General features: G+C 48.6%; 16 protein-coding genes and 1 pseudogene. 2 read left to right on the plus strand and 15 right to left on the minus strand.

The window, feature by feature from the left end; translation table 11 throughout:
- Window positions 1-146: 146 nt before the first annotated feature.
- The 15 genes and pseudogenes from PH7735_RS11780 to PH7735_RS11860 all read right to left on the minus strand — a co-directional run bounded on the left by PH7735_RS11780 (window position 147) and on the right by PH7735_RS11860 (window position 21,969).
- Window positions 147-1,328, minus strand: a complete 1,182-nt coding sequence (locus PH7735_RS11780; protein WP_058311567.1) for a GIY-YIG nuclease family protein — start codon at window positions 1,326-1,328, stop codon at window positions 147-149.
- Window positions 1,321-3,366, minus strand: coding sequence for a DEAD/DEAH box helicase (locus tag PH7735_RS11785; RefSeq protein ID WP_058311568.1), 2,046 nt, complete (start codon window positions 3,364-3,366; stop codon window positions 1,321-1,323). The genes PH7735_RS11780 and PH7735_RS11785 overlap by 8 nt, the downstream gene beginning before the upstream one ends.
- Window positions 3,359-3,970 (minus strand): hypothetical protein, encoded by a 612-nt coding sequence (locus PH7735_RS11790; RefSeq protein WP_058311569.1) that lies wholly within the window; start codon window positions 3,968-3,970, stop codon window positions 3,359-3,361. The genes PH7735_RS11785 and PH7735_RS11790 overlap by 8 nt, the downstream gene beginning before the upstream one ends.
- A 293-nt stretch (window positions 3,971-4,263) precedes the next feature.
- A complete protein-coding gene (locus PH7735_RS11800; protein ID WP_058311571.1) occupies window positions 4,264-5,307 on the minus strand; it encodes a DUF8606 domain-containing protein in 1,044 nt (347 codons plus the stop codon).
- The gene (locus PH7735_RS11805) at window positions 5,304-6,176 is read right to left on the minus strand and encodes a hypothetical protein (protein WP_058311572.1); all 873 of its coding nucleotides are present in this window, start codon (window positions 6,174-6,176) and stop codon (window positions 5,304-5,306) included. The genes PH7735_RS11800 and PH7735_RS11805 overlap by 4 nt, the downstream gene beginning before the upstream one ends.
- Entirely contained in the window at window positions 6,173-8,914 is a 2,742-nt protein-coding gene (locus PH7735_RS11810) for a class I SAM-dependent DNA methyltransferase (RefSeq protein ID WP_058311573.1), read from the minus strand. The genes PH7735_RS11805 and PH7735_RS11810 overlap by 4 nt, the downstream gene beginning before the upstream one ends.
- A 395-nt stretch (window positions 8,915-9,309) precedes the next feature.
- Window positions 9,310-12,192: pseudogene (locus tag PH7735_RS11815) on the minus strand (TrlF family AAA-like ATPase); the annotation flags it as partial.
- 561 nt (window positions 12,193-12,753) lie between these two features.
- On the minus strand, window positions 12,754-14,934 hold the full coding sequence (locus tag PH7735_RS11825; protein WP_058311576.1) for an AAA family ATPase: 2,181 nt from the start codon (window positions 14,932-14,934) through the stop codon (window positions 12,754-12,756).
- An 8-nt stretch (window positions 14,935-14,942) separates the two neighbouring features.
- Window positions 14,943-15,404 (minus strand): GIY-YIG nuclease family protein, encoded by a 462-nt coding sequence (locus PH7735_RS11830; RefSeq protein ID WP_058311577.1) that lies wholly within the window; start codon window positions 15,402-15,404, stop codon window positions 14,943-14,945.
- Window positions 15,401-15,868: a VPA1267 family protein gene (locus PH7735_RS11835; protein ID WP_058311578.1), complete on the minus strand. Its 468-nt coding sequence runs from the start codon at window positions 15,866-15,868 to the stop codon at window positions 15,401-15,403. Before PH7735_RS11835 ends, PH7735_RS11830 begins: the two co-directional genes overlap by 4 nt.
- Window positions 15,869-15,878: 10 nt before the next feature.
- Window positions 15,879-16,310, minus strand: a complete 432-nt coding sequence (locus tag PH7735_RS11840; RefSeq protein WP_058311579.1) for a hypothetical protein — start codon at window positions 16,308-16,310, stop codon at window positions 15,879-15,881.
- A 1-nt stretch (window position 16,311) separates the two neighbouring features.
- Window positions 16,312-18,459, minus strand: coding sequence for a hypothetical protein (locus tag PH7735_RS11845; RefSeq protein ID WP_058311580.1), 2,148 nt, complete (start codon window positions 18,457-18,459; stop codon window positions 16,312-16,314).
- Window positions 18,452-20,014 (minus strand): site-specific integrase, encoded by a 1,563-nt coding sequence (locus PH7735_RS11850; RefSeq protein ID WP_058311581.1) that lies wholly within the window; start codon window positions 20,012-20,014, stop codon window positions 18,452-18,454. Before PH7735_RS11850 ends, PH7735_RS11845 begins: the two co-directional genes overlap by 8 nt.
- Window positions 20,011-21,306, minus strand: coding sequence for a site-specific integrase (locus PH7735_RS11855; RefSeq protein WP_145865322.1), 1,296 nt, complete (start codon window positions 21,304-21,306; stop codon window positions 20,011-20,013). Before PH7735_RS11855 ends, PH7735_RS11850 begins: the two co-directional genes overlap by 4 nt.
- Window positions 21,307-21,456: 150 nt before the next feature.
- Window positions 21,457-21,969 (minus strand): single-stranded DNA-binding protein, encoded by a 513-nt coding sequence (locus tag PH7735_RS11860; protein ID WP_058311583.1) that lies wholly within the window; start codon window positions 21,967-21,969, stop codon window positions 21,457-21,459.
- A gap of 205 nt (window positions 21,970-22,174) precedes the next feature.
- Between PH7735_RS11860 and PH7735_RS11865 the strand changes: the two genes are divergently transcribed.
- Together PH7735_RS11865 and PH7735_RS11870 are read left to right on the plus strand one after the other, a co-directional pair.
- Window positions 22,175-22,762 (plus strand): lytic transglycosylase domain-containing protein, encoded by a 588-nt coding sequence (locus PH7735_RS11865; RefSeq protein ID WP_058311584.1) that lies wholly within the window; start codon window positions 22,175-22,177, stop codon window positions 22,760-22,762.
- A gap of 92 nt (window positions 22,763-22,854) precedes the next feature.
- Complete coding sequence (locus PH7735_RS11870) at window positions 22,855-24,000, plus strand: cytochrome-c peroxidase (RefSeq protein ID WP_058311585.1); 1,146 nt, start codon at window positions 22,855-22,857, stop codon at window positions 23,998-24,000.
- The last annotated feature ends 11 nt before the right edge of the window (window positions 24,001-24,011 follow it).

Below are 24,011 nucleotides of genomic sequence, written 5' to 3' on the forward strand. Positions count from 1 at the left end.
TAGTGTTTATTTTTTCTGCCCAATTGAGAAAAAGGGCTCCGATTTCTCCAAAAAACAACTCTTTGCTGCTCTATCAATTGCTGTTGTTTGGGTTCTGTCGGTTGCGTCGACATGGGTACTACGTGATTGAACTTGTCGCAGCCTCTTTACACCTTGGTGATTGATGCACTTGAGGGATCGTAGACACATTTCGCAATGGATCCATCTTTAATACGATCCACAACCTCATCAATCACCGGGAGCGGCACTAAGAACCACTCTCGTGGCGTGACAGGCTTTCCGAAACGATCCTTGATTTGAATGTTTAAACGGGCAGGAGCCAAAACCTTATGAATCAGGTTTTCAAGTTTGCTGCGGTTGATGTTGTACAACTCATAGCGAGCGACAATCTCTACGTCTGCCAACAAGAAAGTTGGATCATTTTTGGCGTTAGTGATACGTCGCTCGACTTGGCCACCAGTCACTCCTATTTTGTGAAGGACATCACGGTGGGGGGAAATCTGTGGATCGTTTGATTTGGACCTCAAAACGTACACTGTTCCGCTAGCCAAGTCTTGATCAGACGTTTCAGTTCCAAAAAGAGGCCCGGCATTTGGATCTGTAATGCGACGGCCAGCATCATCTTGATGGAGCAACCTCTGTAATGAGCGCATCAGCATATTGCTCTCAGTTCCGTTATCAAAAATCACCCGTAGACGTGCGTCAGTTCTTCCTTGTGCATTTGAAAAAATCTCCCCCATTTCAGCGACATAAGCTTTCTGCCCGCCAACAATGAAATAGCTTCCAGATCGAATCTCCGACTTCAACTCAAAGGGTTTTGTTATTCGTATTCCATTTGAGATTTCGTTTTGAACGCGTTCAAACATTGGCTTGAACTCTTCAAAATCTTCACATCTATCTCGATTTCCAGCTTCTTCTGCCGCTTTCTTATCTGAAACTGATCGAACATGTTTTAGTTCGGTAATGCCAGAAGTTTTCGTGTCGATATCTACACCGAGTTCAGCCAACAAAGCATCGTCATCCATGCTGTCATCAACTTCGAGATTGACGGGCTCTCCTGATAGCAATCCCTGATAATCCAACTCGGCAACCAAATTCCGGCATTCGGTTAAGCCCTTAATTTGCTCCAACCGCACAGCGTACAAACGCTCGAATATGTCTTTGTCACCTCCTGAGAGAGGTGGCCGCCTATGCTCATCCACAAATCGTTGAATTTCTTCAAAACCGGCGATTACTCTCTCGTCGCGAGCACTAAGTGTTTTCTTCTTTTCAGGCTCAGTGCTGACTCCCAATTGTTTTAGGATATCGAAATCGGATGGTTCAGACATTTTTGGCTTCCGCTGCTTTTCGTTGGAGGAAGGCTATACCTTCTGCCATTCGTTTTTCCCATGCATCCGGAGATGTGATCGAAGGAAGGCGACCTCGTTCTTCTTTGAATTTCACGGCACGCAATGCGAGCTCGCGGGCTTCCTCGTGGCTCAAGTTGACCTTCTTGCTAGAAATAATAGCAGCCACCTGCTTTAGGCTTTCTTCGCTCATAGTCTTGGCGAGGATCGAATATGCCTCACCGAATGGATTGATCCGGTCAATCAAGTCGATATCGAGATCTCTAACATCCATGGCAAATTTCCGAACACCGTCAATAAGTGCCGTATTGGGCGACGGCTCATCACTGTCGTCACCCAAAATAACCTTCTTGGCTTCTTGCGTGATATTCAACGCTGCGACGGCATGCTGACGTACTGCCTCTTGGTCCTCTTGATCCAATTCAGGATATCGATCTTTTACTATCTTACCCATCCGGACTTGTGTGAGTTCTTCCGGCACCATTTCTTCGTCGAACAACCCTCTCTCCACATTTGTCTTATCTTGGACAAAGGCAGTGATGACTTCGTTTAGATCTTCTTGGCAAACTCGCTTGGCCTCGTCTGAAGTAGGGGCGACCAATCCCCCCACTTCTATATGAAACTGGCCCTGCTCTTCATTGAAGCCAACGTTAGGCTTGTCAGTCTGATAACCAGTTTCACCGTAGTCGAAACTCTCTTGCGGTCCACTGGTTTGCGTTTTTGGCGTGAAGTTGAACCGTGGCGCCAAAACTTGTTCCATTAGGAGACTCGCCGCAATGGCCTTCAGCGTGTCGTTGATCGCTTCTGTGACTGCTTCTTCGGAGGCGTCGGGTTCAGCAATAAGGTTCGTAAACCTTGCTCGTGTCTTTTCTTTGGCATCTCGAGTTGCACGGCCAATAATTTGAACGATTTCGGTCAAGCTGGCCCGATACCCCACCGTCAAAGCATGCTCGCACCAAATCCAGTCAAAACCTTCTTTGGCCATACCAAGAGCAATAATAATATCGACATGGTCACGGTTGTTCTTTTGGGCCGGATCCTTCAGAGCGGCAGAAACTTTATCCCGTTTGCTAGGTTCATCATCAACCAGGTCAGCGATCTTCAGAATGCGGCCATCTTCAGTTTTGACCAACTGGAAACCAGTGATTTTGTCAGTTCCCTGCCACTCTCCTAGTTCTTCAATGATGTGTTCAACTTCCTGATGTTTGTCCTTGGTGGATTCACGGGAGTTTACGTTCGGAATATGCAGGATCGTTTTCTCGTTGGGATCCAGCACTTTCAACAAATCATCCGCATAAGGACCTGAATAGAAGAAGTAACCGATATCGAGCGTTTTCAGGTAAGTGTAGCCGTTCAACTGCTCGTAATAGGTATAGGTAACCGTATCGAACTTGCTTTCGTCCTGAGGTGCCAGAACAGCCTCAGCATCGCCTCTAAAGTAAGACCCGGTCATCGCAACGACATGCACATTATCGCGAGCGATAAAGTCTCCCAGATGCGCCCCCAGTTTGTTGTCCGGGTTGGCAGACACGTGATGGAATTCATCTACGGCGATAAGTCGACCATCAAAGGCTTCTATTCCAAACTTATCCACGGCAAATCGAAAAGTGGCATGCGTGCAGACCAATATCTTGTCACTACTGTCGAGGAAGGCCCTTACAGATTTCACCTTCCCGCCATCTGTGCCTGGGCTGTTACAAAGATTCCATTTTGGCGGCACAATCCAATCCGACCAGAAACCAAATTTTGACAAGGGTTCATCGTTGAAACTGGAGCCAATCGACTTCTCAGGAACAACAATGATTGCCTGTTTCAGCCCCTGGTTTTCCAGTTTGTCCAACGCGATGAACATCAAGGCACGGCTTTTACCTGACGCTGGCGGGGACTTGATCAGCAGGTATTGTTCACCACGCTTCTCGTAGGCCCGTTCCTGCATTGGGCGCATACCAAGTTCATTGGATTTGTTGGAACTACCGTTTTGAGCGTAGTTCACCGATACGGATGGGACGGTCTTAGTCATCTTCTTTCGGCTTTCTTTTGAGACGTTTGGACACTTTATTTTCGATAGGAACTGCTCTGCTTGTTGCTTTCTCAGGTTTGCCATCTGCTACCCACTGCGCTTGATGGAGAGCAATACGTTCTTGGCGCCTTTTCTCATTCTGTTTTTGGTGTTTGGCTTCTGACAAGATATGTCGGTGCTTGGATTTGAACCTACGGGAGCGTTTTGCGAACCCCTCGTGTACCTTCTTGGTAGGGTTCTCTGGTGCGCTTCCCGGACCATCAACCTTTCCAACGCCAACACTTTGCTTTGTAACTACTCTTGCTGATGTAATGGGCTCTGTTTCCATCCGGCGCGACCACTTTGGGCAATCATGTTTAGGCCAAGGCACTCCGAGCTTGTCAAAGAATACTCGGCTGCCAGCATCATTTCGGTAGAAGAAGACCGTGGCTCCACACCCAAAGCACCGCATATTGTATGTAACAGCACCGTTGATCAACGCCCGGCCTTTGTTCCAAGAAAGCCTAAATTCAGATTTCGTATTTGAGCTCTCGAAATTGTGCTCTCTCACCGAACATGTTGTTCCGAACCGGTTAGTGCGGAAATGTTTGCGCCGAATAGCCATTTACTCTCCCTCCATTGCCGCCATCTTTGAGAGAGGTCTATCAGGGTTCGGTGATTTTTCTGAAACGATGGCCAGCTCAGATGCGTTTTGGCAATTTATCGTTGCAATCATGGGTAAGAAGCGAGGTGAAGACCATTCACTCAAACGCTCCAACAAAAGTATTTTGCCGCGAACAATCATGTTCTTTGCGTCTATTTGAATTGGGAGTAGGCTGAGACTTTTCATCCAAATAGAACTCGCGATTGCGCCCCTCCTACTCATAAGGTCTATGCCTGAAGCCACCCACCTCATCCCTATTCACCGACGCCGAATTGCTCGACCAAGAAATCAACGGTTTCTTGCTGCCGGATTTTACACACAACATTCTGATTAGAAAAAATTCCACTGAATGTGTGGGCATTGTTGATATCTACGGTAGATTTCCATTCCACCCCGACAACGTAAGCACATTTTTCAGGATCTTCCTGACTTCCCAATAGATAGTCACGAGGCAACGCGTCGGTGAGCTTTTGTCCGTCGAGTAGTTCGTATTCTGAGGCCGGTGTTTTTGTTGCCGTCACCAAGCCATATCCCAAGTATCCGTTTTTCTTTTGGTAATAGAATACTTTGTCCCCAACGGACAACTTATCCAGTTTTCCTGTATAGTGCTGACCACCACTAGCCGTGAAGAAGCCATAGTCCCGTAATTCGGCCCAAGGGCGGTCTTCCTCTGCGCCACCAGTGACATAGTAATAGCCTGACCATGGAGCCCGAACCTTCTTTTCAGATCGATCCTTTACCTCCTCTTGATCAAGCAAGTTTTCAGTAGTTAGCCACTCACGACCTTCAGCCTCAAAAATGTTGAAGAAGCTAGCGTTGATTCCGACATCGTGTTCTTCGGACAAGTACTCAATAATTCGACGTGTTCCTTCATCTACCGAGCTCGCCACCACAAACATCTGGTGAGAGGTATTAAGAGATTGGGGAAGACTGGCCCCGAATTTTTCACGATAGGCAGTCGATAGGGGAACACTCATCACATTCTGGGAAATGCGATGAACATCGCTTGTGGTTAGTCGGCATACCCAGGATGCATAATCCAATACCTGCGCAACAATATCTCTTGGGCTTTTGTCACGCTTTAGTTCGACAATGATGAGGTTTCCGCTCTCATCCATAGCTAGGACATCAATGTACTTGCCATGGTCGGTGGCAATTTGGCGTCCTATGACAAACCCATCAACACCAATCAATGAAAGATCCTCAGAGACCCATTTTTCAATCTTTTCTTCAAGATCCAAGCCCTTGCGCTTGGCCTCGATCAAGCTGTTTCCGCTGATGTTAAATAATCGGGTCATTGTAATATCTTTCGCTGATCGAAACGCTGGATGAAAAGTCTGGCCGTAATCAATGTAATCTGAAGTCTAAAAGTCGCGTCTTCTTGTTCTGACAATCCTGCATGACTTCCCGCTGGATGCATCCGACTCCACAATCCCTGAACAAACTGGGGTTTTTGCAAATTTTCATTCCACTCGTTGTAGTCAGATAATAAAAATGGCGGTGTGAGCTTTCCCAAAAACTCTCGTTTCAGTGTGGTTTCGTCCTTACCCTGATAACCCAACCTGTCAGCGATCTCATTCAAATAGCTTTCGAAAAAACTACGCAATTGGGCGTTTGATGCCTCCCAGTCTCCGCGTTGAAAGGCACTAACTGCCTGCCTTAGATGCTCTTGCGCCGTGGCAAATCCATGCTTTTTCAGCAAGGCTTCCAATTCATTATCGGCTTCCCGATTGTCTAGGCCTTCAATGCCCTCAGGTAGCATTCGTTTCAAAGCTCTCACGGTAACTTGTCTCGGGGCATCTTCAAACAAAGATGGGCGCCCTGATGGATCTGGTTTTTTTTGGTCCGTTATGACAAATCCATCGAAACGAAGTCCTGCGACAAACTTATGCCATGTCTGGTCATAACCCACGTGATCCGGTGCGAGCAAAGCCAACTCAACGAGCCCTCGTTGCAAGTTCATTTGACCGTTTTCTGTCCAGACAACTGGGTTATGTGTCAGAGCAATTTTTGCCCAACTACTGACACGGGCGTTCTTACTAGTGGTAGCAACTCCATACTGCTCTAAGTCCCACTGAACTTCTAAAACTTTCATGTCGTCATTTGAATGCGACGCTGCCACAACTTCGACTGCGGCGACAATCGTAAGGCGGTTAAACTCGTTCATGCGGCCCCCACCTTGGTTGTCATCTTTGTGTAGAGGTCGAACAGCTTTTCCAGCCGTTCGGTATCATTGCGGAAACGGCGGCCGATGTAGATGCGCTCCAGGACTTCGTCGTTGCGGTCATGGGCGGCACGCAGGTTGTCTGGCATTTTTTCAGGGTCATAGAGCTCAGCAATAGTTGCCGGAAAATGCGCCTCGCGGGCCAGCAGGATATCCTCAGCACAGCGGGTTAGGTCATCTTTGTTTTTCTGGGTGAGTTTGGGGACGGGGAATGTGTTCCAGCCGAGTGTGTTGGAGTAGGAAAAGTCGGTTCTCATTCGAACGCAAACTGCCCCGATCCATACCCAGTGCAGTCTTGATGCAACCAGTGACAGGTTCCAGATTTCCGTATCGCACATGGTAAAGTTTCTATCCCCAACGATAGTACTTTCGTCATAGAAGCCGACCGGAAGATACTCTCGGTTCTCTGAACTAACACGAGGCACCACGACGCAATTCTCTTTGCTTATACCTTGGATTTGCCGAAACTTATGCGCGTACTTTGCATAGTCTCGTGTCGAACTAGCCTTGCTGTCAAGCCGCATTTTTCGAACGCTCTCGATGCGATTTTCGATGTCTGGTATAGTAAGGGCGTCAACTAAATCCTCATCCTCGATCCAAATGCAAAAGCGCGACAGCCCTCTAATCAACTCTTGAGCGCCGATGAATTTTTTGACAAATTTTTCGGCCTTGCTTGATGAAGCCAAAAGGAGAGACTTTTCATCCGAATTCAGAAGTAAATGACCACCGTCTGTAGGCATATTGCCTCGTATCATGAACCCTCTTTTATCTAGCGCATTGGTCAGGGGCTTTACGATGATTTTGGGTCCAGAAATTAGGTAAGCGTTAATGCTGGAAACAACTTGAACACTTGTTTCTCCAGACTTGTCCTCATGAAACAGAGTTTTGCTGGTCGATGGCAGGGGTGATAGCCCCACGATCACCACTGTCACTCCAGCATTTTTGCTGGCCAGATTTGCCCACTTAAACGACGTTCGAGCAAAGTTAATGTCAACTCCGGCTTCATAAAGTATAGGCCAAACAATTGGTACTTGCTCACCTTGACAAATAGAATTGGTGCTAACAAATGCAAACGCACCTGTGGAATGATTCAGAAAATCCGCTGCGAGTTTAAACCAGCATGCTACTAGGTCTAATGACCGCCACGTTTTTGTATGGGTTTCAAAAACATTTCTTACATCAGATTTTTGCGATTCAGTCTGCTTTGAACTGCCCACATAAGGGGGATTTCCGCAGATATAGGTTTCCCCTCCTTCATTCTCGAAATCGATCTCAGCCTGATCCAATGGTGTGTTGAATAGGTCATCCCCTTTGAGTTTCACCTTTGCCCCTGTTGGAGGGCAGACACTCAACCAATCCAAACGCAAGGCATTGCCGCACGTGATCCAGTTCATCGCATTCAATGGTAGGAATTCGGCCAAGGCTTCTTTCTGACCACGGTACAGTTGATCGCATTGGAACTCGGCAATGATCAGGGCAAGGCGTGCAATCTCGGCCGGAAACTCCCGTAGCTCGATCCCGCGAAAATTGGTCAGCTTTATCTCGGTGCGGGCATCGTCTTCGCCACGACGTTTGTTGATCTCAAACTCAAGGACACGTATTTCTTTGTAAGCAATGACCAAGAAGTTTCCCGATCCGCAAGCAGGGTCAAACACCCGGATTTTGGCCATGCGATCACGAAGGTTTTTGAGCTTTGCACGATTGTCACCGGCCTCTTCCAGCCTGGTTCGTAGGTCATCCAAAAACAGCGGGTTTAGAACCTTCAGGATATTGGGAACAGAGGTGTAGTGCATCCCCAAGGACCCACGCTCTTCATCATCGGCCACAGCCTGGATCATGGATCCAAAGATATCTGGATTGATCTTGGTCCAATCCAAAGACCCGATATGCATCAGGTACGAACGTGCAATCTTACTGAACACAGGCACATCAGTGCTGCCCGAGAAGAGACCACCATTCACATATGGGAACACCTGAGCCCACCGTGGAAGGCTGGCATTGTTCTTGGTGTTCATCGCCTCGAAGAGGGTGCTGATGATCTCATGTGTGTTCGATGAATCTGAAGTACTCATCTTTGTAATAGTGTCAGTGAACAAGTTTTCTCCACTGAAGATCTCAGTGTCTTCAGCAAAAAAGCAGAAAATCAGACGAGCCATAAAATGGTTCATTTCTGATCGGCGTTCGTTGGTGCCCCAATCAGGGTTGTGCTTTAGCAGTTCTACATACAGCCGGTTCAGGCGACTGGTCGCCCGAATATCAAAGGCACTTTCGCGGATCTGTTTAACTGTGCTGATACCGGCAAGGGGTAGGAAGAATCCGAAATGATCGGGGAAGTCTTTGTATTCACAGGCGACAACTTCGCCACTGGTCAAATCAGCGGACTGAAAATCTGCTCCATCAGTGACGACGACAAACTTTACCTTGCCCTTTTGTGTCGCAGAGCTGTTTTGAAGGGCTGTGAGCGTCTCTGTGACCCTTCCATGGGGGCACGTCGCAATATGGACGTTGTTACGCTGTAGGACGCCCCCTTGGTCCGACTTGTTGGTGTCACCTTTCCGAAGGCGGTCTAAAGTGGCCTTCTTGGCTCCAAATGACTGAATGAACTGATATGGAAACTCATCCGCATCAAAGGGTTGCTCGGCCAATTCTGAAATGGCTTCTTCGATTTCAATGGCGTTCATTGCTCGTCCTCGTTGCGTTATCTAGCGGTCTAGATTTGTCTGCTGTTTTGAGTCTGCTCTCAACTTGTAGCATTCACTCTCCGACCCAAGCATTCAACCTAAGAACCCAAAGCAAATAAACTTTCTGGGAGGGTAATCTCCCCATTTTCAGTTGGGGCTAGCCATAGAGTTCACGCGGCCTTTTTACTGCAATCAAACCTAATCTATATATTCCGGTGGCCAAATCAGTTTGGTTGGCTTTGGGTCATCGGTGTTTTTTTGCTCGCAAACCTACACTTGTTTTGCGCAATGCTACTTCTCAACTTGCCACCCGAAGGATTGTTGTTAGCGGTGAAGACCTATCCGCTTTTCACACGAGCAAGGGTCGGCCTTAGCCGACTTTGGCGAGATTATCACTAGATTTGGTACTTGAGCCGTCGCTGTACGAAAGCGGGTTTCGTTCCTTCAAGAACTTTCACTACATTTGCATTGGTTCGAGGTTCTTCGATAGCACCAGATTCGTAAGAAAACTTGTAGTTCTTGTGCTTTTGTAGCTGCACATAGATGATCTGTTCGGCGTCCGCCCCGACAGCCAGGTTGGGATTGTGTGTCACGAGTACGACCTGGCGGTTCTTTTTTGCGGTACGGATACACTTGGCAAGGACAGAGAAGATACTGTCGTTATCTAGGTTGTCTTCAGCCTGATCGATAATGAGAGGCGTGTTTTCCATGTCCAAATGGAGATAGAATACAAGTAGAAGAAGACCTTTCTCTCCCGGTGAGAGTTGAGTGAGGTTTTTGTTTCCAAGCCGAAGTTCGTACATCGTTTCTATGAAATCGAGTGAAAACAGGAAGTCACAGAATTCCTTGCCCGTTTTGTTTTGCCTGATTTGCTTGGCAACGTCATGTTCCTCGACTTTTTGGAGGACCGTCTCGCAAAAACTGTAGACTGACTCAAAATCCCCCCAGTCCACTTCGGATACGAATTCTCGAAGGGCCTTTTCACCATCTGCCTGGAATGGCCCCCGAACCGCCTTGCTGATATACTCGAAAAACAGGTCGGAAAAGTTGGAAGTAAGGACAAAGGATGCTTCAAGGCTCACATGGAAATTGTCTTCCTTAAAGATGCTTAGCTTGTCCTCGACGCTTTGCTTGAGCTCAGTGTAGAATGAGAGAACCAATTCTTTTGCCCTAAAAATGCTCTTCGAAATGGCCTTCCGCTCAGTCTCTAGCGCTGAAATCTCAGTTTCGAGCTCTTCCTCAATGTATGCGATCTGGTTTTTCGTATGACGGATCGTTTTGGGGGCGGGCTGCTCCTCATCCCCGAGAAGAGTAGTCTTTTGCTTTTCGAGCTCAGCTATCTTGTGGAGATAGGACTGATACCGCTTACCGGGAGCACTCAGTTGTTCTCTGAAGGAGGAAATCTTCTGTTTCAGCGCCTCCATCACCGAGTTAACGTCAGGGATGCTGTCGTAGTCACTCGCTTTCCCAAACCCTTGGTCCTCGGGGAACTGAAGCTTACTGTCTACCGAAAGTGCAGCGATTTCACCCTTGATCGAACTGTTAAGCTGAATGAGCGATGAGGTGTCGAAGCTGAGAGTGATGATTTCATCTGCGTTGAGACCAAGTTCCTTGCAAAGGGCAACGATACTCTCTTTTTCGCTTTGGACATAAACCCTTAGTTCAGTGAGCTTAATGGTGACGCGCTTGAGCTTTTCTGAGCGCTCTTTCGCATTTGCAAGTTGCCCGGTCAGTTCCTTTCTTCGCGCCTCAAGTTCAACAAGCAACGCGCTAAACGCTTCTATCTCCCTGCTGATAGCTTGCTGTTTGGGGCTTTCTTCTGAAGGCTTTTGGACCTCAGCCGGTGTGGAGGCTTCTAGCGCTTTGAATTCGGTCTTGAGCTTTTCAAGCTCCCTTTGCAGTGTGTCCTTGAATTCTGGCTGACTGCGGCTCTTTAGTTCGTCCAGCCGATGATGTAGCTCACGAAGCTTCTGTTTTAGGTCGCTAACCTTGTCTCGGCTCTCTTGGGTTTTGAGCTCTTCGAGTTCCTTGAAGCTGCTCTGGTTTAGACGGTCGGTCTCCTCAACATGTGAAAACACAACGTTTTCGATCTCGGTCTGAAACTGGCGAACTTCTTGAATCTCATTGGTCAGCGTTTCAAAGTAGTTCTGAGGGAGGTATTTAACCTTTTCAGGGTCTGTGAACCGAACGCCCTCGCTGAGGTTCTTTGAAACTGAATTTCCATCCGCCCAAGTGAGCGTTGCATCGAAGTTTTCTGCGTATCCTCGCTGTTTGAATTTTTTGTTTCCGCGAGAATTTGCAAGGAACGAAAAGCTATCTTCTGCTCGGGAATCTCCTAGAAGTCCGAGAATGTCGGCTAGAGCGCTTTTTCCACTTCCTTTGTTCCCAATGACAGCTGTGAGCTCGGGATTGAGCGGAACATCGACCTTCTTGAACCACAATCCATTCTCGTTTCCGTAGGTCGGAACTTTTTCTATTCTCAAATGATCAATGAACTTCGTTGCCTCTGAGCTCCTCCGCTGCAAAACAGGAGGTTTCTCTCCGATAAACACCCGAGCTTCTGGCTCAAAGAGCGTTTGCTTTAGGCCTTCAAAGCTGGGGTTCGCCTTGATCCAGGTCGCTTCAAAGCCGGTGACATCTCCGCTGAGACGCTCTAGGTCATCAAAGCTGTGAGCATCACTAGCATCAAAAACGGGCTTTTTCTTTGCCTCGCCTTCTTCGTATCGCTCGGCATCCAAGAAATACCCGGTGCTGTCGCTGCCACCAAAGAAGCCATGCGCTGTCTTATCGATTTCTTCAGCAATGCTGATTTTTCGCGGTGAACCCGTATCCTGCGACTTCATCCCGTCATTCTTTGCAGGAAATATCAGGAGATAGGGTTTCGCGTCACCAAAGGTCTTTGTCAGTGCGTCCCGAATACCTTTGAGGCTCACTGTTGCCTGATCGTAATTTCCCTTGGAGGCGAGATCAGCACAGGAAACTTCGACACCGTTTCCATCAGTGAGATGAGTTTTGAGATTTTGAAGAAATGCCGCAATCTTTTCCTGGGGGCAAACGTCCGAATTGTTGTCAAAAACAACATGCATGTCAGGGCTGTTGCCTTCTTTTCCGATAGCATCAGAAAGACGGAGTTCAATATTAGGAAAGAACACCTTTTTCCCATCTGGGAAACGCTCATGGTACTTCTCGACGGCAAGGAAGTAGTTTTCGCAGCAAAAATAGTCAGTGAGACCAAAGACCTGAACATCCGAGTCTTCGAGGGCGTCCAAGTAGGTATCCCATGCGTCCCCATCTTTGGTTTTTTAATCGTTTGCCAACTTGGTTTCAGGAGTATGGAGATGGAGGTCCCAACGTCGCCAAAGGGATACTTGCTTAGAATTGGCTGTCATATTCTATCTACCCAAAAAATGCTTTTCTACTATCCGAGCTGCAATCTATCCGATGGACTATGGAATTCAATCCCGCTTTAGTTGCATTTTGGGTATTCGCGCACGAAACATTTGAGGAAGGGTTCTAGATGCTTATCAAAAAACCAAGGTCGTCTTACTGAACTTTGCAAAGTCCGTCTCTGTGCAGAACTGCCATTGGTGATATGTCATGATGTTGAGGCAAGGGGACAAAACAAAAGATAAACATAAGAAAAGGGGCTTTGCCCCCGTCGCCTCCGTCGCCTCCCCCAGGATATTTTCAGAACATTGAAAATGCTGATTTAATTAGTTTTTCTTTGACCGAAGTGCCCTTTACTGCTATCGGTTTCTTGCGGAACAGGGAGGGATCCCGATGGCCGTGAACGTTGAAAGCGGCGAGGGGAATCCTCGCCGTTTTTTCTTGGTTCCCGCTCAAAAATGGTTAAGCAAGTTCACAGTTCGCGTGCTGGCAAGTGACCCACGTTCAATAGCACGCTGAATGATCTCCTGATCAGGACAGCATACAACAAGGTTTTGCCGTGCTCGGGTTGCCCCAGTATACAGTAATGTCTTGTCCAGCATCCTTTCGACTGCGCGAGATGCAGGAAGGGCCAGAATGACATTTTCCCACTGGGATCCTTGGCTTTTGTGGATCGTTATCGCAAACCCAAGTTCCAGTTTAGAAATGACTTCATCTGTCAGTTGGATTTCATCCCCGTCAATTATTGCTAGACCGTGGCTGCCGTCTAGTGGCTCATCGTAGGCTCTTGAAATTGTCCCCAGGAAACCGTTTCTGAGGCCAAGCGCGTAGTCGTTTTTGGTGACGAGTATAGCATCGCCTTCATGTAGCCGGCTCCCTTTGTCGGTGACAAAGTGCTGTAAGTTTCCGTCTTCGTCAGGGTATTGGATGCCCCTTCGGCAACTCCCGTAACCGGCTTGGATCACCTTGTTGATGTTTGTGACTCCATCAATTCCCATGTCGGTTGGACACAAAACGATGCAGTCGTCGCGACCACCCAAATTCTCAAAAAGTTCTTTGATAGTGGTGGGATCCGTGGTCCCAAGGATAACGCAATCTGCTTTTGGTGATTCTGCGAAGGTTGGTAGCCGACAAGTGGTCTCCGAGTTGCGGACGGCGGTGGCAAATCTATGTATGCCGCTATCTTCTCCCTGCCTCTTTACCGCTCTTAAATGAAATCTCGGGATGTCAGATTCCATAATTGCGTGAAAAACGAGGCCCATGCCAACTGGCGGCAATTGCTCGACGTCACCGACGAAAATGTACCGCGTGGCGCTGGGGAGGAGTGACATCAGATTGTACATGGAGACAATGTCGACCATGCTTGCTTCATCGATAACGACTATCAGTTGATCAGGTCGTCGCTCTGGCGCCATTCTCTTCAGTTCGATAATATACTTTGAGATAGTATGTGCGGGCCGATTGGTCGCCTCTGACATTCTGGAAGCCGCTCGACCTGAGAGCGCTAGCTGAACTACTTCGGAACCCAAACTGACTTTGTCGATAATGGAGAGTACGGCATTCAGAATGGTCGTCTTACCTGTGCCTGCACCGCCCGACATAGCGCAAACTTTCGACTTAACCGCTCCGATAACCGCCTGTCGCTGCTCGCTAGTCAGTTCGAAAGAAATGCCAGCTTCGAACCTAGTCAAAAAGACAGAAATCTCTCGGTCAGAAAGTGCCGTTTCCCAGCCAGCCAGAAGTGATCCTGCGCCATTGGGCCGGTTGAATGCCGACTTCAACGTATGAGCGACGAAGTGTTCCAACAAAAACGGACCTTCCAATTGGAGTCCTGCCGGTGTTTGGGCCAACACTCTACGATCAGCAGCTGATTTTAGAATGGCTTGAGGATTAAGCCTCCTCCGGTTTGCCTCAGCGTGAAATGTTGAAACAGGTATTGCCGTCGAGCCAGTCTTCCGCGTGTATTTCTGGACAATATCCCTTACTTGAGCAGCTTGATAAACGTTGCTGGTTCTGGATATTCCTATGCTTTCAGCAACTTCACAACATTTGTTGAACGGTACTCCAAACTGAAGCAATACAAAGGGATCAGCTTCCAGGTATTCGACAGTTTTGTCTTTCCACATACCAGAGAGGCTGTGAGCTATTCTGGCTGGAAAGTTTTTCTCTGCCAGCCAATTGATCGCTTCAAGCATTTCGTCTCTGGGAAACGTCTTCAAAATTTGGCGGGCAGCATTGCTGGGTATGCCAAGGTCTAGAAGTGCATCGAAATCTTCGTTCTCGATAAGATCTAGAAGGTTTGGATTCCGTGCAAGTCGCCCAGCTTTAACTTCACCGATGCCGTCAATGTTCTTCTGAAGCCACGTTTCGATTAGGCTCGTGTTGGGCTTTATCAATTCGGCTTCGTCGACGTCGATCCGATCTTCCGTGACGGTGTAGCCATTTACTTCGAAACTAGCCTCATTTTGGGGGCCGCTGATGCGCCAAACATTTCCTGGCGTTGCTACGTCTTTGACGGCCCGTGGGAAACGAACAGAGAGGCCCTTTGATGAGTGGATGATGAAACCCTCATCAGACAGCCTCTTGGCGCTTAGAAGGCCGTTCAGTCGCGCTTTATGAATTTGGACAAGCACTTAGTAACCTAGATCTTACCGTGTTGACCAAAGGCAGGCTGCATCTGCTCTGCAAAACACGCTTCGATGATTTGTAATAGGTTGGGGTTGATGTCTGGGAACAAGTAAACATCGATTTCGTAATCGGCCGTGCCCCATTCATTTAGACGAAGAGCGCTGGTTGTATCCGATGCTTTTACCAGATGTTCTGCCAGACGTTTGCGAATATCGTCCTTATGTCTGCCTACGTACAGAATATGGTTAGGTTTCTGGTTGAGAGGCGGGCAGTTTAAATTCTCATTGTTTTCACGATAAACATTGTACTCGTTAAAGGCTGCCTGAGGTTCCCCCTTGACCTGCTTGATTATGTAAACACCGCGACTGCCCTTAAGTTCTTCGGGAATGCCATGCTTGACGCTGAAAGTTATCGGCTTTGTCTGCTTTGAACTCTCAAGATCTCTAATGAGAAGGTCTATGAAATCCCAATTCATTTCAAACTCCTTGCGAACGTTTCGTTGGCATCGTCAAAAGCTCTCTTAGCGGCAGCAAACTTGTCCATCTCACTCAAACGGAGTTTAAGTTGTCGATTTTCTTCCTCCAACATCGCGATCCGATCTAGCAGGCGACTATTGGATGTTTCAGAACGCTTAAGCTTGCTTATGGCGCGTTCGCGTGCGGCACTTTCTTCTCGTGCGGTCTTGGATTGTCGTCCATCGGATACGACAGATCCCCATTTGTCGTCGCAATTCTTCATAAGCGCATTGACTTCAGGATTTTGTGCAAAAACGCTACGGCTAAAACCCAATTCTTTTGCGACTTCAGTTCGGTTTAGCTTTCCTGATCTAACATAGTCCAGGAAATCGTTTTGCAGCTCACGTTCCTCAATCCAAAGAGCAAAGCGTTCGGCATATTCCAATGCCAAATCCGCTCCCGATTTCTTACCTGCTTTGGTCATATGGCACTGACTACCTTTTTGCTCTGTTGGTTTTGGGAAGCGGTTTGTTCAGCTGTTCATTCAGAGTAACCATGTTCACACCGGGCATCCTGTAAAGGTTGTATTGCCAGCGTGCGAACTGCTCGACGTACAGATCCCGTTCCCGCTGCAAGCGAGCGACTTTTGCCTCGAGTTTTTCTATTTCTAATAATGCCGCTTCAAGGGTATGATCTACGGTCTCTCCGGCCTTGGTCGCCTTTGAAGATTTCAATTCAGCTTTTCTAGCACGGAATGCTTCAACAAGCTGCGGGTAGCTCAATAGCGTATGTCTGGAGATACTCCTTACACCAATTTGTTTGGCTATCATTTCACCAACAAGTGGCCACGTCATCTTTCCCTGCCACCCATCCAGCTCGTTGAGGATGCGGGTCATAGCTTCTTCATTGATCAGCCTGGTCTTCATTTCAAATACTCAGGAGGCCGCGGAGATAGTCGTCAGACAGCTTCTCGTCTGCTAAATCAACGATTTCGGTTTCGTAACCAGCGTTTTGAAGCGCCCTTTTGGTTTGGCTTGTATCGTACTCATCTGGAATACGGATAATTGATCCCTCGGGCGTTTCCGGATCTTCTAGTCTCAGACGCTGGGTTCGGATGAGCGCTAGCCGGTAACCCAGATGATCTACCCACCGAGACGCCCCGAAGTAGTTCAGGCCTTCAGCTTCGCGGGCCCGGTCAAACTCGGCCTCAACGAGTTTCTCTTCTAACCTGATTTTCTCAAGGTTATCAGATAGGCCCTTGATGACGCAGTGTTCCTTGCAGGTCAGGCAGTTGCCACCCTTGGTGCATGGCTCCATGGCGAAGTCGTGTTCACAGAACCCCCACTTCGTTATTTCCGCCATGCCCAATCGGTCTTTGTGCCCAAGAGCCTCATAGGATACAGGGCCATTTAGCTTGGCTTGTTGAAGAGCGGATTGCGAAGCTGGAAGTAAGTCGAGAACCTCACGTTCTTGTTGTTCTCTCTCAGCTGGAGTTCTCAAGTCATAGTGGCGATTATCGTCGATGCGAAGGCGCCCGGCCCATTGGGCTAGTTCAAGACTCTCCATATTCCCGCGTTCAGCGTTAGTGGACAGCCAAACTCTAAGTTGGTGGCTGGTTAGCCTTACTTCAGACCCGTCTTCATTCTTTAAGTCAAAAATGTCAAAGATGGATGCAGATCTTCCACCGCTTTTGTTGTGGCGTCTGGCCAGAGCATGATTGACAAATTCTGAAGCGAAGGTTGGAACAACCAATTTATATGGCCTGGTTTTGTATTGCCGATTGGTTGCAAACTCCCAAGTAACAACCAGTGAGTCTTTCAATTTTATTTGGGTTCCCGAAATGTTTGGAAAGTCTCTTGGCAACATCCGCCTAGCCAGGTCTCCCAAATCCTCGTAGGTTATGCTTTCTTGGCCAACGACGTGATCCCAAAAATGCTTGTTAAGTTCTGGTGACCCAAAATTTGTTCCCAGAGCAATGCTCTTTGGGATGTTTTCAGTGTTTTTGAGGCTTGCATCAGAGACTTTTGGAGGCGCCGTTAACCCGAGCGCCGCATTGATCTGATATCCGTTCAAGGGCCCGCATTGGTTGAAGTCGCTGGAGGTCAAGCACCGCTCATGGACAAAAAAGCCACTTTCATTCTCATTGTAGAAAGCCGCTGCTTTTCTTGGTTCTTCGCTTATTTCACGGAGACGCCCAATTGCCATTTCAACGACGGGCTCCATAACTTTGGGAACCCATTTCACAGTCTCGCCGTAGCCCTTGGCTGAATGCCAGCGGACTCCCATTCGCCGCTTTGTTTCACCGGATTCTTCATATTCTTCTATCGTCAAGCAATCGTGGGTCAGATGATTTAGTTCTGATACCCGACCTGGCGCGAAGATCAGCATGATAATAAGACTGGTTGCATACTTGTCAGGAACTGTTTCGGCGCGATTGAATGCGTCCATAACGCACATCATTTCGTGCATAGAAGGGCATCGCTCTTCCTGCCACTTCTTGTCCTTTTCAGAGGTGCCCATGGACCTCTCGCGAGGTCGGCTCCAAGGGTTTCTCCAGATTGGCAGATCAATTACAATTTTGTTTACTCTAACATCGTCGTAAAGTTTTTCTAGCGCTTGACCAAAACGGTACAGGGCTGCGGGACCCATTCTTCCATTTGCCTCGATCAATTCGACGGCTTTTCCCTGAACGATACCGTCCAATTTCAATATGTCCGGTATTCCGTGAATTTCCACCAGAGCAGCGTAAACGTAGCGTAGTGCATTGATATTTTTGGTAATCGCTGTGGTGAGCCGTTTCGTAAGGTGCGTTCGAATATAGGCTTTGGCAAAATCCATAAATGGTTGTTCAAAGGGCACATTTTCCCGTTGGCCTAAGTTGCGCTTCTGCATTTTTGCTTGGGAAAATTGGACTGAGGTTTTATGGATTCCTGACTTGTACTCCCACTTGTCCACCAAAAATCCACCCTGGTCTTCGAACAATGTCAGCTCATCGCGAGCAAAACTGACAAAATCGCGAAGGTTGCGAGCTCCATCGGTGTCGTTTTGGGGAATAAAGACGACCACTTTACTCATTTTCAGGCCTCAGTTGTTCAACAGCAGTCTTGATCGCGAAGGATCGTGAGATTTGTAGATCGTACGATTGAAGGACGCCGTTGCCGGCATTGGATTTTCGAAGTTCGTCACGTTCATCCAAAAGCTCTGACAACAAGTCACCCCAAGGCGCGTCCATCCATGGTTGGAACTGTGTGCAGACAAGACAAGACTTGATGCCCCCAGCACAAAAACCTTCATTTCCGCAATTTCCCATAGTTGTGCCTCCGGTTTTATGTACCCGGCTGTTTGGATCATTGGCTCGGATTGCATCTCTTTCGGACTCGATGAGCATGCCTCGGGCAGCCATTGCCAAGGGGGCTAAAGCAGGGAGCATGGCTTCGTCTATCCGTTCGGCAACATTGGGAGTGTTTTCTGTATAAACACCAATCTGCTGGGTATCTGAATGGTCCAATAGATAGGCCAACTCAGTGCCGCCGATGCCTTTTCTTGCGAGGTTAGTGGCTCGACTTCGCCGCATTCGTGTTTGTGTGATGTGGATGGTGTCGCCGGTTCGTTCTGATATGGCCGTGCACATGTGAGACAATTTCTCGATAATGTAGGAGGTCTTCTGCCCGTTGGCATGCAGGTAGTCAGGCGTCTCCCTTAGAATTCTATTCAGGTCACTCAAAGAACGTAATTCTTCGATGCGTGCATCATGTGAGAAAACAGGCAACTCTTGTAGGACATCAATCGGAACGTCTTCGGAAAGGCATTCCCTAACCCGATTGCAAACGCTCTCAGCCAAGTTTTTGAGCAATAGGTACAAATCTTCGCTAATAAGAATTTCGCGAAATTGGTTACGATATGGAGCGCCCCGTTGTTTGGCCCTTGGCACAGCAAGTCGAAACTCACGAACTCCATTTTCATCGTTTGCCTTGAGATCCTTTCCGCGCAAGGCGCGTAAGTTCACGGAGCGCCGACCAGTAACAAATGAGCAAAAAAACCATGCATACTCTTTGAGTGAGATTTTGCCTTCCTCAAATTCATTTGTTGCCCAAACCAACACGGCCGCCTGTTCCGTCGTAGTAAATGGTCCGCTGTAAGGGCATCGGTGTTCCACTGCGGCCCCTTTTTTGTTGCCTCGGAGTTTGAGTGTGTGGAGATAGGGTACGACGTCCGGAGCCAAGCCGCTCTGACCGTAGTCGGCCAACGTTCGCAAAAATCCCCTAAAGTGACCGAGCCTGTATTCGTTTTCGGGTTCCAATGAAGCGCGATAATTCTTGAGTTGAGAGGCAGTTATTGGTTCGCCCGTGAAATGCGGCGACCTCAGGAAAAACAATGTATTATTGATACAGCCGGAGGTGTAGTCAGATGAAGCCTCTACGGCCAACCTCCCAAGCGTGTACCTTATCGCTTCAAAAAGAGTGGTCTGATTCTCAAGTAGCTCACTTAGGGACGAGAGATTTAGGCTAACGCCACCGTCCAGTTGCCAGGTGTTGCCCCAGAAATCAAACTTATAACCGGCTTTGGAGCGTAGGAACTTTGAACGTTCAACCTTAGTGCTTCTGGCCAATGAGGGTTCAATGGAGTTCACAATGATTTCCCTTTGATTTCGGCAATTTCGTCCAATTGGCTTTGCATTAGGCGATCCGCTTTCTGTTTAATGTGCCTTAAGTTGTATGTTTCTGCCGTCTTCTCTGAACGCCAACGATTCAAGCGCATACGAATCTGTATCTCCTCTTTTTGCGAGATGCGCTTTTCAGAGGGATCATTCGCCGTAAGGGCATTTTGTTCGTCAATTTTTTTTGAGAGGCGGTAGTTGAAGTTGTGGCGAAAGCCATGTCGCGTGATTTCATTGAAAATTTCCGGTGTCCGGCGTGATGCCGGCTTGGCAATTCTCGTTTTGAAGGTCACAATACCCACTGGCTGCCCATAGCCGGCACCCTTGCGATGGTTAACAAAAATATATGGATGACGCCGAGCCTCGGCAATTTGGGCGCGATGCTTCATTATGTATTGGTGAAGGTCACCGGCCAACGTTTCAGATACATAAACTTGCCCTTCTTCGGTTTTAGCAACCGGTTGATGCTTGCGGGTGTCGTTAGCGTCATCATGGCGTCGAACGATCCTTAGAACTCGCTGTGCCCAATCAATATCCCCGATCTGGAGGCCGAGTATTTCTCCGCCCCGTGCCCCCGTTTCAAACAAAATGTCGAACATCACTTGATTGCGCAGACGAACATTTGCGCGGAATGGGTTTTGTGGGCTATCTACGCGGACTAGGCGCAGGACTTCGTCGTAGATCTCGGGAGGGGCAGAGCGGTAGTTGGGGTCGATTTGAATCCCTGAACTACGACGCACTTTTGGCGCCTTCGCGTGCATGTTTGCCGCCATTTCATCTAGCTCGTGGTAAAGATTGGCGCGATGACTGGAGTGACGGTGCATGGTTTTTCCGACAAAAACCATAAAGCGGGCTGCGACACTCATTCTGTTTTTTTGCTGATGAGTGCTAACGGTTTCCAAAGCAGGCAAACTGTGCGGGTGATGGATTTGCATTGAAATCACATCATTCGACTTCTGGATATTCAGACTTCTTTCAACCTCGGAACGCGTGAGAGTGAAGTGTTCATATAGCGACTCGATGTCGATGGGCGTCAAAAATTTCCCATCTGCAAGCTCTGAGATTAGATCTCTTTCGTTAACGTACTCCCAGAGTCTCAAGTGACGAATTGAGGTCAGAACACTGAGGATGGTGTTCTGAGAAAGCTTGGAGCGCAACTCAACAGTAACAAACAGTGTCGACCAAAAGTCGGGTAGGCAGCCCTCAGATTCGAGGTAGCTGAACCGCTCGCCACTGGCAAAAATGATATTACGTTGTTTTGGCACAGGAGCGTCAACCAATCAAAAATTTACATTTCAATTGGTTTCGGAATCACGCCCCCTTGTCAGCCTCAAAAGTTTACACTTTTGAGGCTTTTCTTACATCTTTACAGTCGGTTGGCGTTCGTAAATCTACAATTCTGATTTATGTTACTCTCAGAACGGGATTTCATCATCCAGATCACGGGACGGCGCACCGCCACCCGATGGACCAGAAGGCGCACCGCTGTCATAGCCGCCGCCATAGCCGCCGCCCTGCTGGTCGCCGTAGCCACCACCACCGTAGCCGCCACCCTGACCGCCGCCACCGCCGCCGCTGCGCGCATCAAGCATTACCAGCGTGGCGTCAAAACCTTGCAGGACAACTTCGGTTGAATAGCGATCATTGCCGGACTGGTCCTGCCATTTGCGCGTTTGCAATTTGCCTTCGATATAAACCTTGGAGCCTTTGCGCAGGTATTGCTCGGCAACACGCACCAAACCTTCTGAGAAAATGGCGACCGTATGCCACTCGGTTCTTTCACGACGTTCACCGGTATTGCGGTCTTTCCACGTTTCCGAAGTTGCGATGCGCAGGTTACAGACCTTGCCGCCGTTCTGGAAAGTACGGACCTCTGGGTCGGCCCCCAGATTACCCACGATGATGACTTTGTTCACAGACCCGGCCATACGCCTTCTCCCCTCAGAATCTTAATTTGTCCGCGCCAGCATAGACCATTCCAACAAGTTTAATGGAACCCTAATTCGTGAGATTTTCCCTTACACACTGAGCAAAAAACAGCCGCCCGAAGTCGGGTGATGAAGAAACTGGATATTCCATAACAATTTCGTCTATATTGCGCAGGAATGACCTACGTGAGGCAGGTTACACCTGATGAAGTGCCGCTTGATTGTTGCCGGACTGTTTGCCGGACTAGTGACATCCCCGCTTTTGGCGGCGGATTACACGTCGTCGAAATCAAACAAAAAACTGTTCAGGTCGCAGACCAAGGTGCTCGATACGCGTGCCAAACAGCAATACAAAAACTCTGTGCGCCTCAAACCTGTGCCGATCTACACGCCCAGCAAATGGGGGGATGGCAGTTTCAAAGGGAAATACAAAGGGCCTTATCTGGCGATGGCACGTGAAGCTGCGCTGCGCCACGGGGTTCCGGTGGATCTGTTTCTCAAGCTGGTGCAGCAGGAATCCGGCTGGAATGCCAAAGCCAAATCCCACAAAGGCGCTATGGGGCTGGCTCAATTGATGCCGCAAACCGCAAAATCTCTGGGTGTTGATCCAAACGATCCCTATCAGAATCTTGATGGCGGCGCGCGGTATTTGTCTTTGCAATATAAAGACTTCGGATCTTGGAGGCTTGCTTTGGCAGCCTACAACGCAGGTCCTCAAGCCGTCAAAAAATATGGCGGTGTGCCCCCATATAAAGAGACCCGCAACTATGTGCGGATCATCTGGGGCAGTTGATCTAAAAATACCCTAGCATTTTGATCTGGATTAAGGTTAGAGCGCAGTGACCGCTTTACATGCGACGTCATTGTACTTGCTGGAGATGCCCGATGGCACGTTTTCTTACTGGTTTCGCAATTGGCCTTGTCATTTCAACGGGGGCGATGGCCGAACCTGTCTTTGAAACGATTGAGAGCCTTGGCGAGGCCCTGTTCTTTGATGAAAACTTGTCAAAAAACAGGACACAATCCTGTGCCTCCTGTCACGATCCCGAAAACGGCTTTACAGACCCGCGCGAAACGGATGCGGGCAAAGCGGTCAGCCTTGGTGATGATGGTGTCTCTTTGGGGGATCGATCGGCGCCCACGGCCTCTTATGCGGCATTTGTCCCCGAGTTTCACATCAACAAAGACGGCAAATATGTTGGCGGAATGTTTTGGGATGGTCGCGAAGCCGACCTTGAGGGGCAGGCCGGCGGCCCGCCTTTGAACCCGATCGAGATGGGAATGCCCGACAAAGCCAGTGTTGTAGGGCGCCTGCAAGAAAATCCGGGATATGTCAGCGCGATGAAAAGGCTGTTCTCTGAAACGGTTTTTGATGACGCTGATGCCGCCTATGCTGCGATGACAAAAGCCATTGCCGCTTTTGAAAGAACCGACTTTTTCGCGCCGTTTGATTCAAAATACGACAGGTTCTTGCGCGGTGAGGTGCAATTGACCCGCGAAGAAGAGCTGGGCCGGTTGCTGTTCTTTTCGCAGCAATTCACCAACTGCAACCTGTGTCACCAATTGCAACGCAGCGCGATCGACCCCAAAGAAACCTTTTCAAACTATGAGTATCACAACATCGGCACGCCCGTGAACCACAAGGCAAGGGCGATGAATGGTGTTGGAAAGAACGTGGTGGACGATGGCTTGCTTGCAAATCCTGCGGTGAACGACCCCGCCCATCAGGGGAAATACAAGGTGCCAACACTGCGCAATGTTGCGGTCACCGGTCCCTATATGCATAACGGTGTTTTCGAAGATCTGCGCACCGTTGTACTGTTTTATAATCGCTACAACACGAAATCGGCTGCCCGCCAGATAAACCCCGAAACCAACAAGGTCTGGGATGTGCCAGAGGTCGCGCATTCTTTGTCTTTTGCCGAATTGACCGAAGGACCAGCTCTGGAAGATGACCGGATTGATGCGTTGGTGGCGTTTATGAAAACACTGACCGACGCCCGTTACGAACATCTTCTGGAGGAAGACTAGACGACCCGACG

This window comes from Shimia thalassica, from assembly GCF_001458215.1.
Classification (GTDB): Bacteria; Pseudomonadota; Alphaproteobacteria; order Rhodobacterales; family Rhodobacteraceae; genus Shimia; species Shimia thalassica.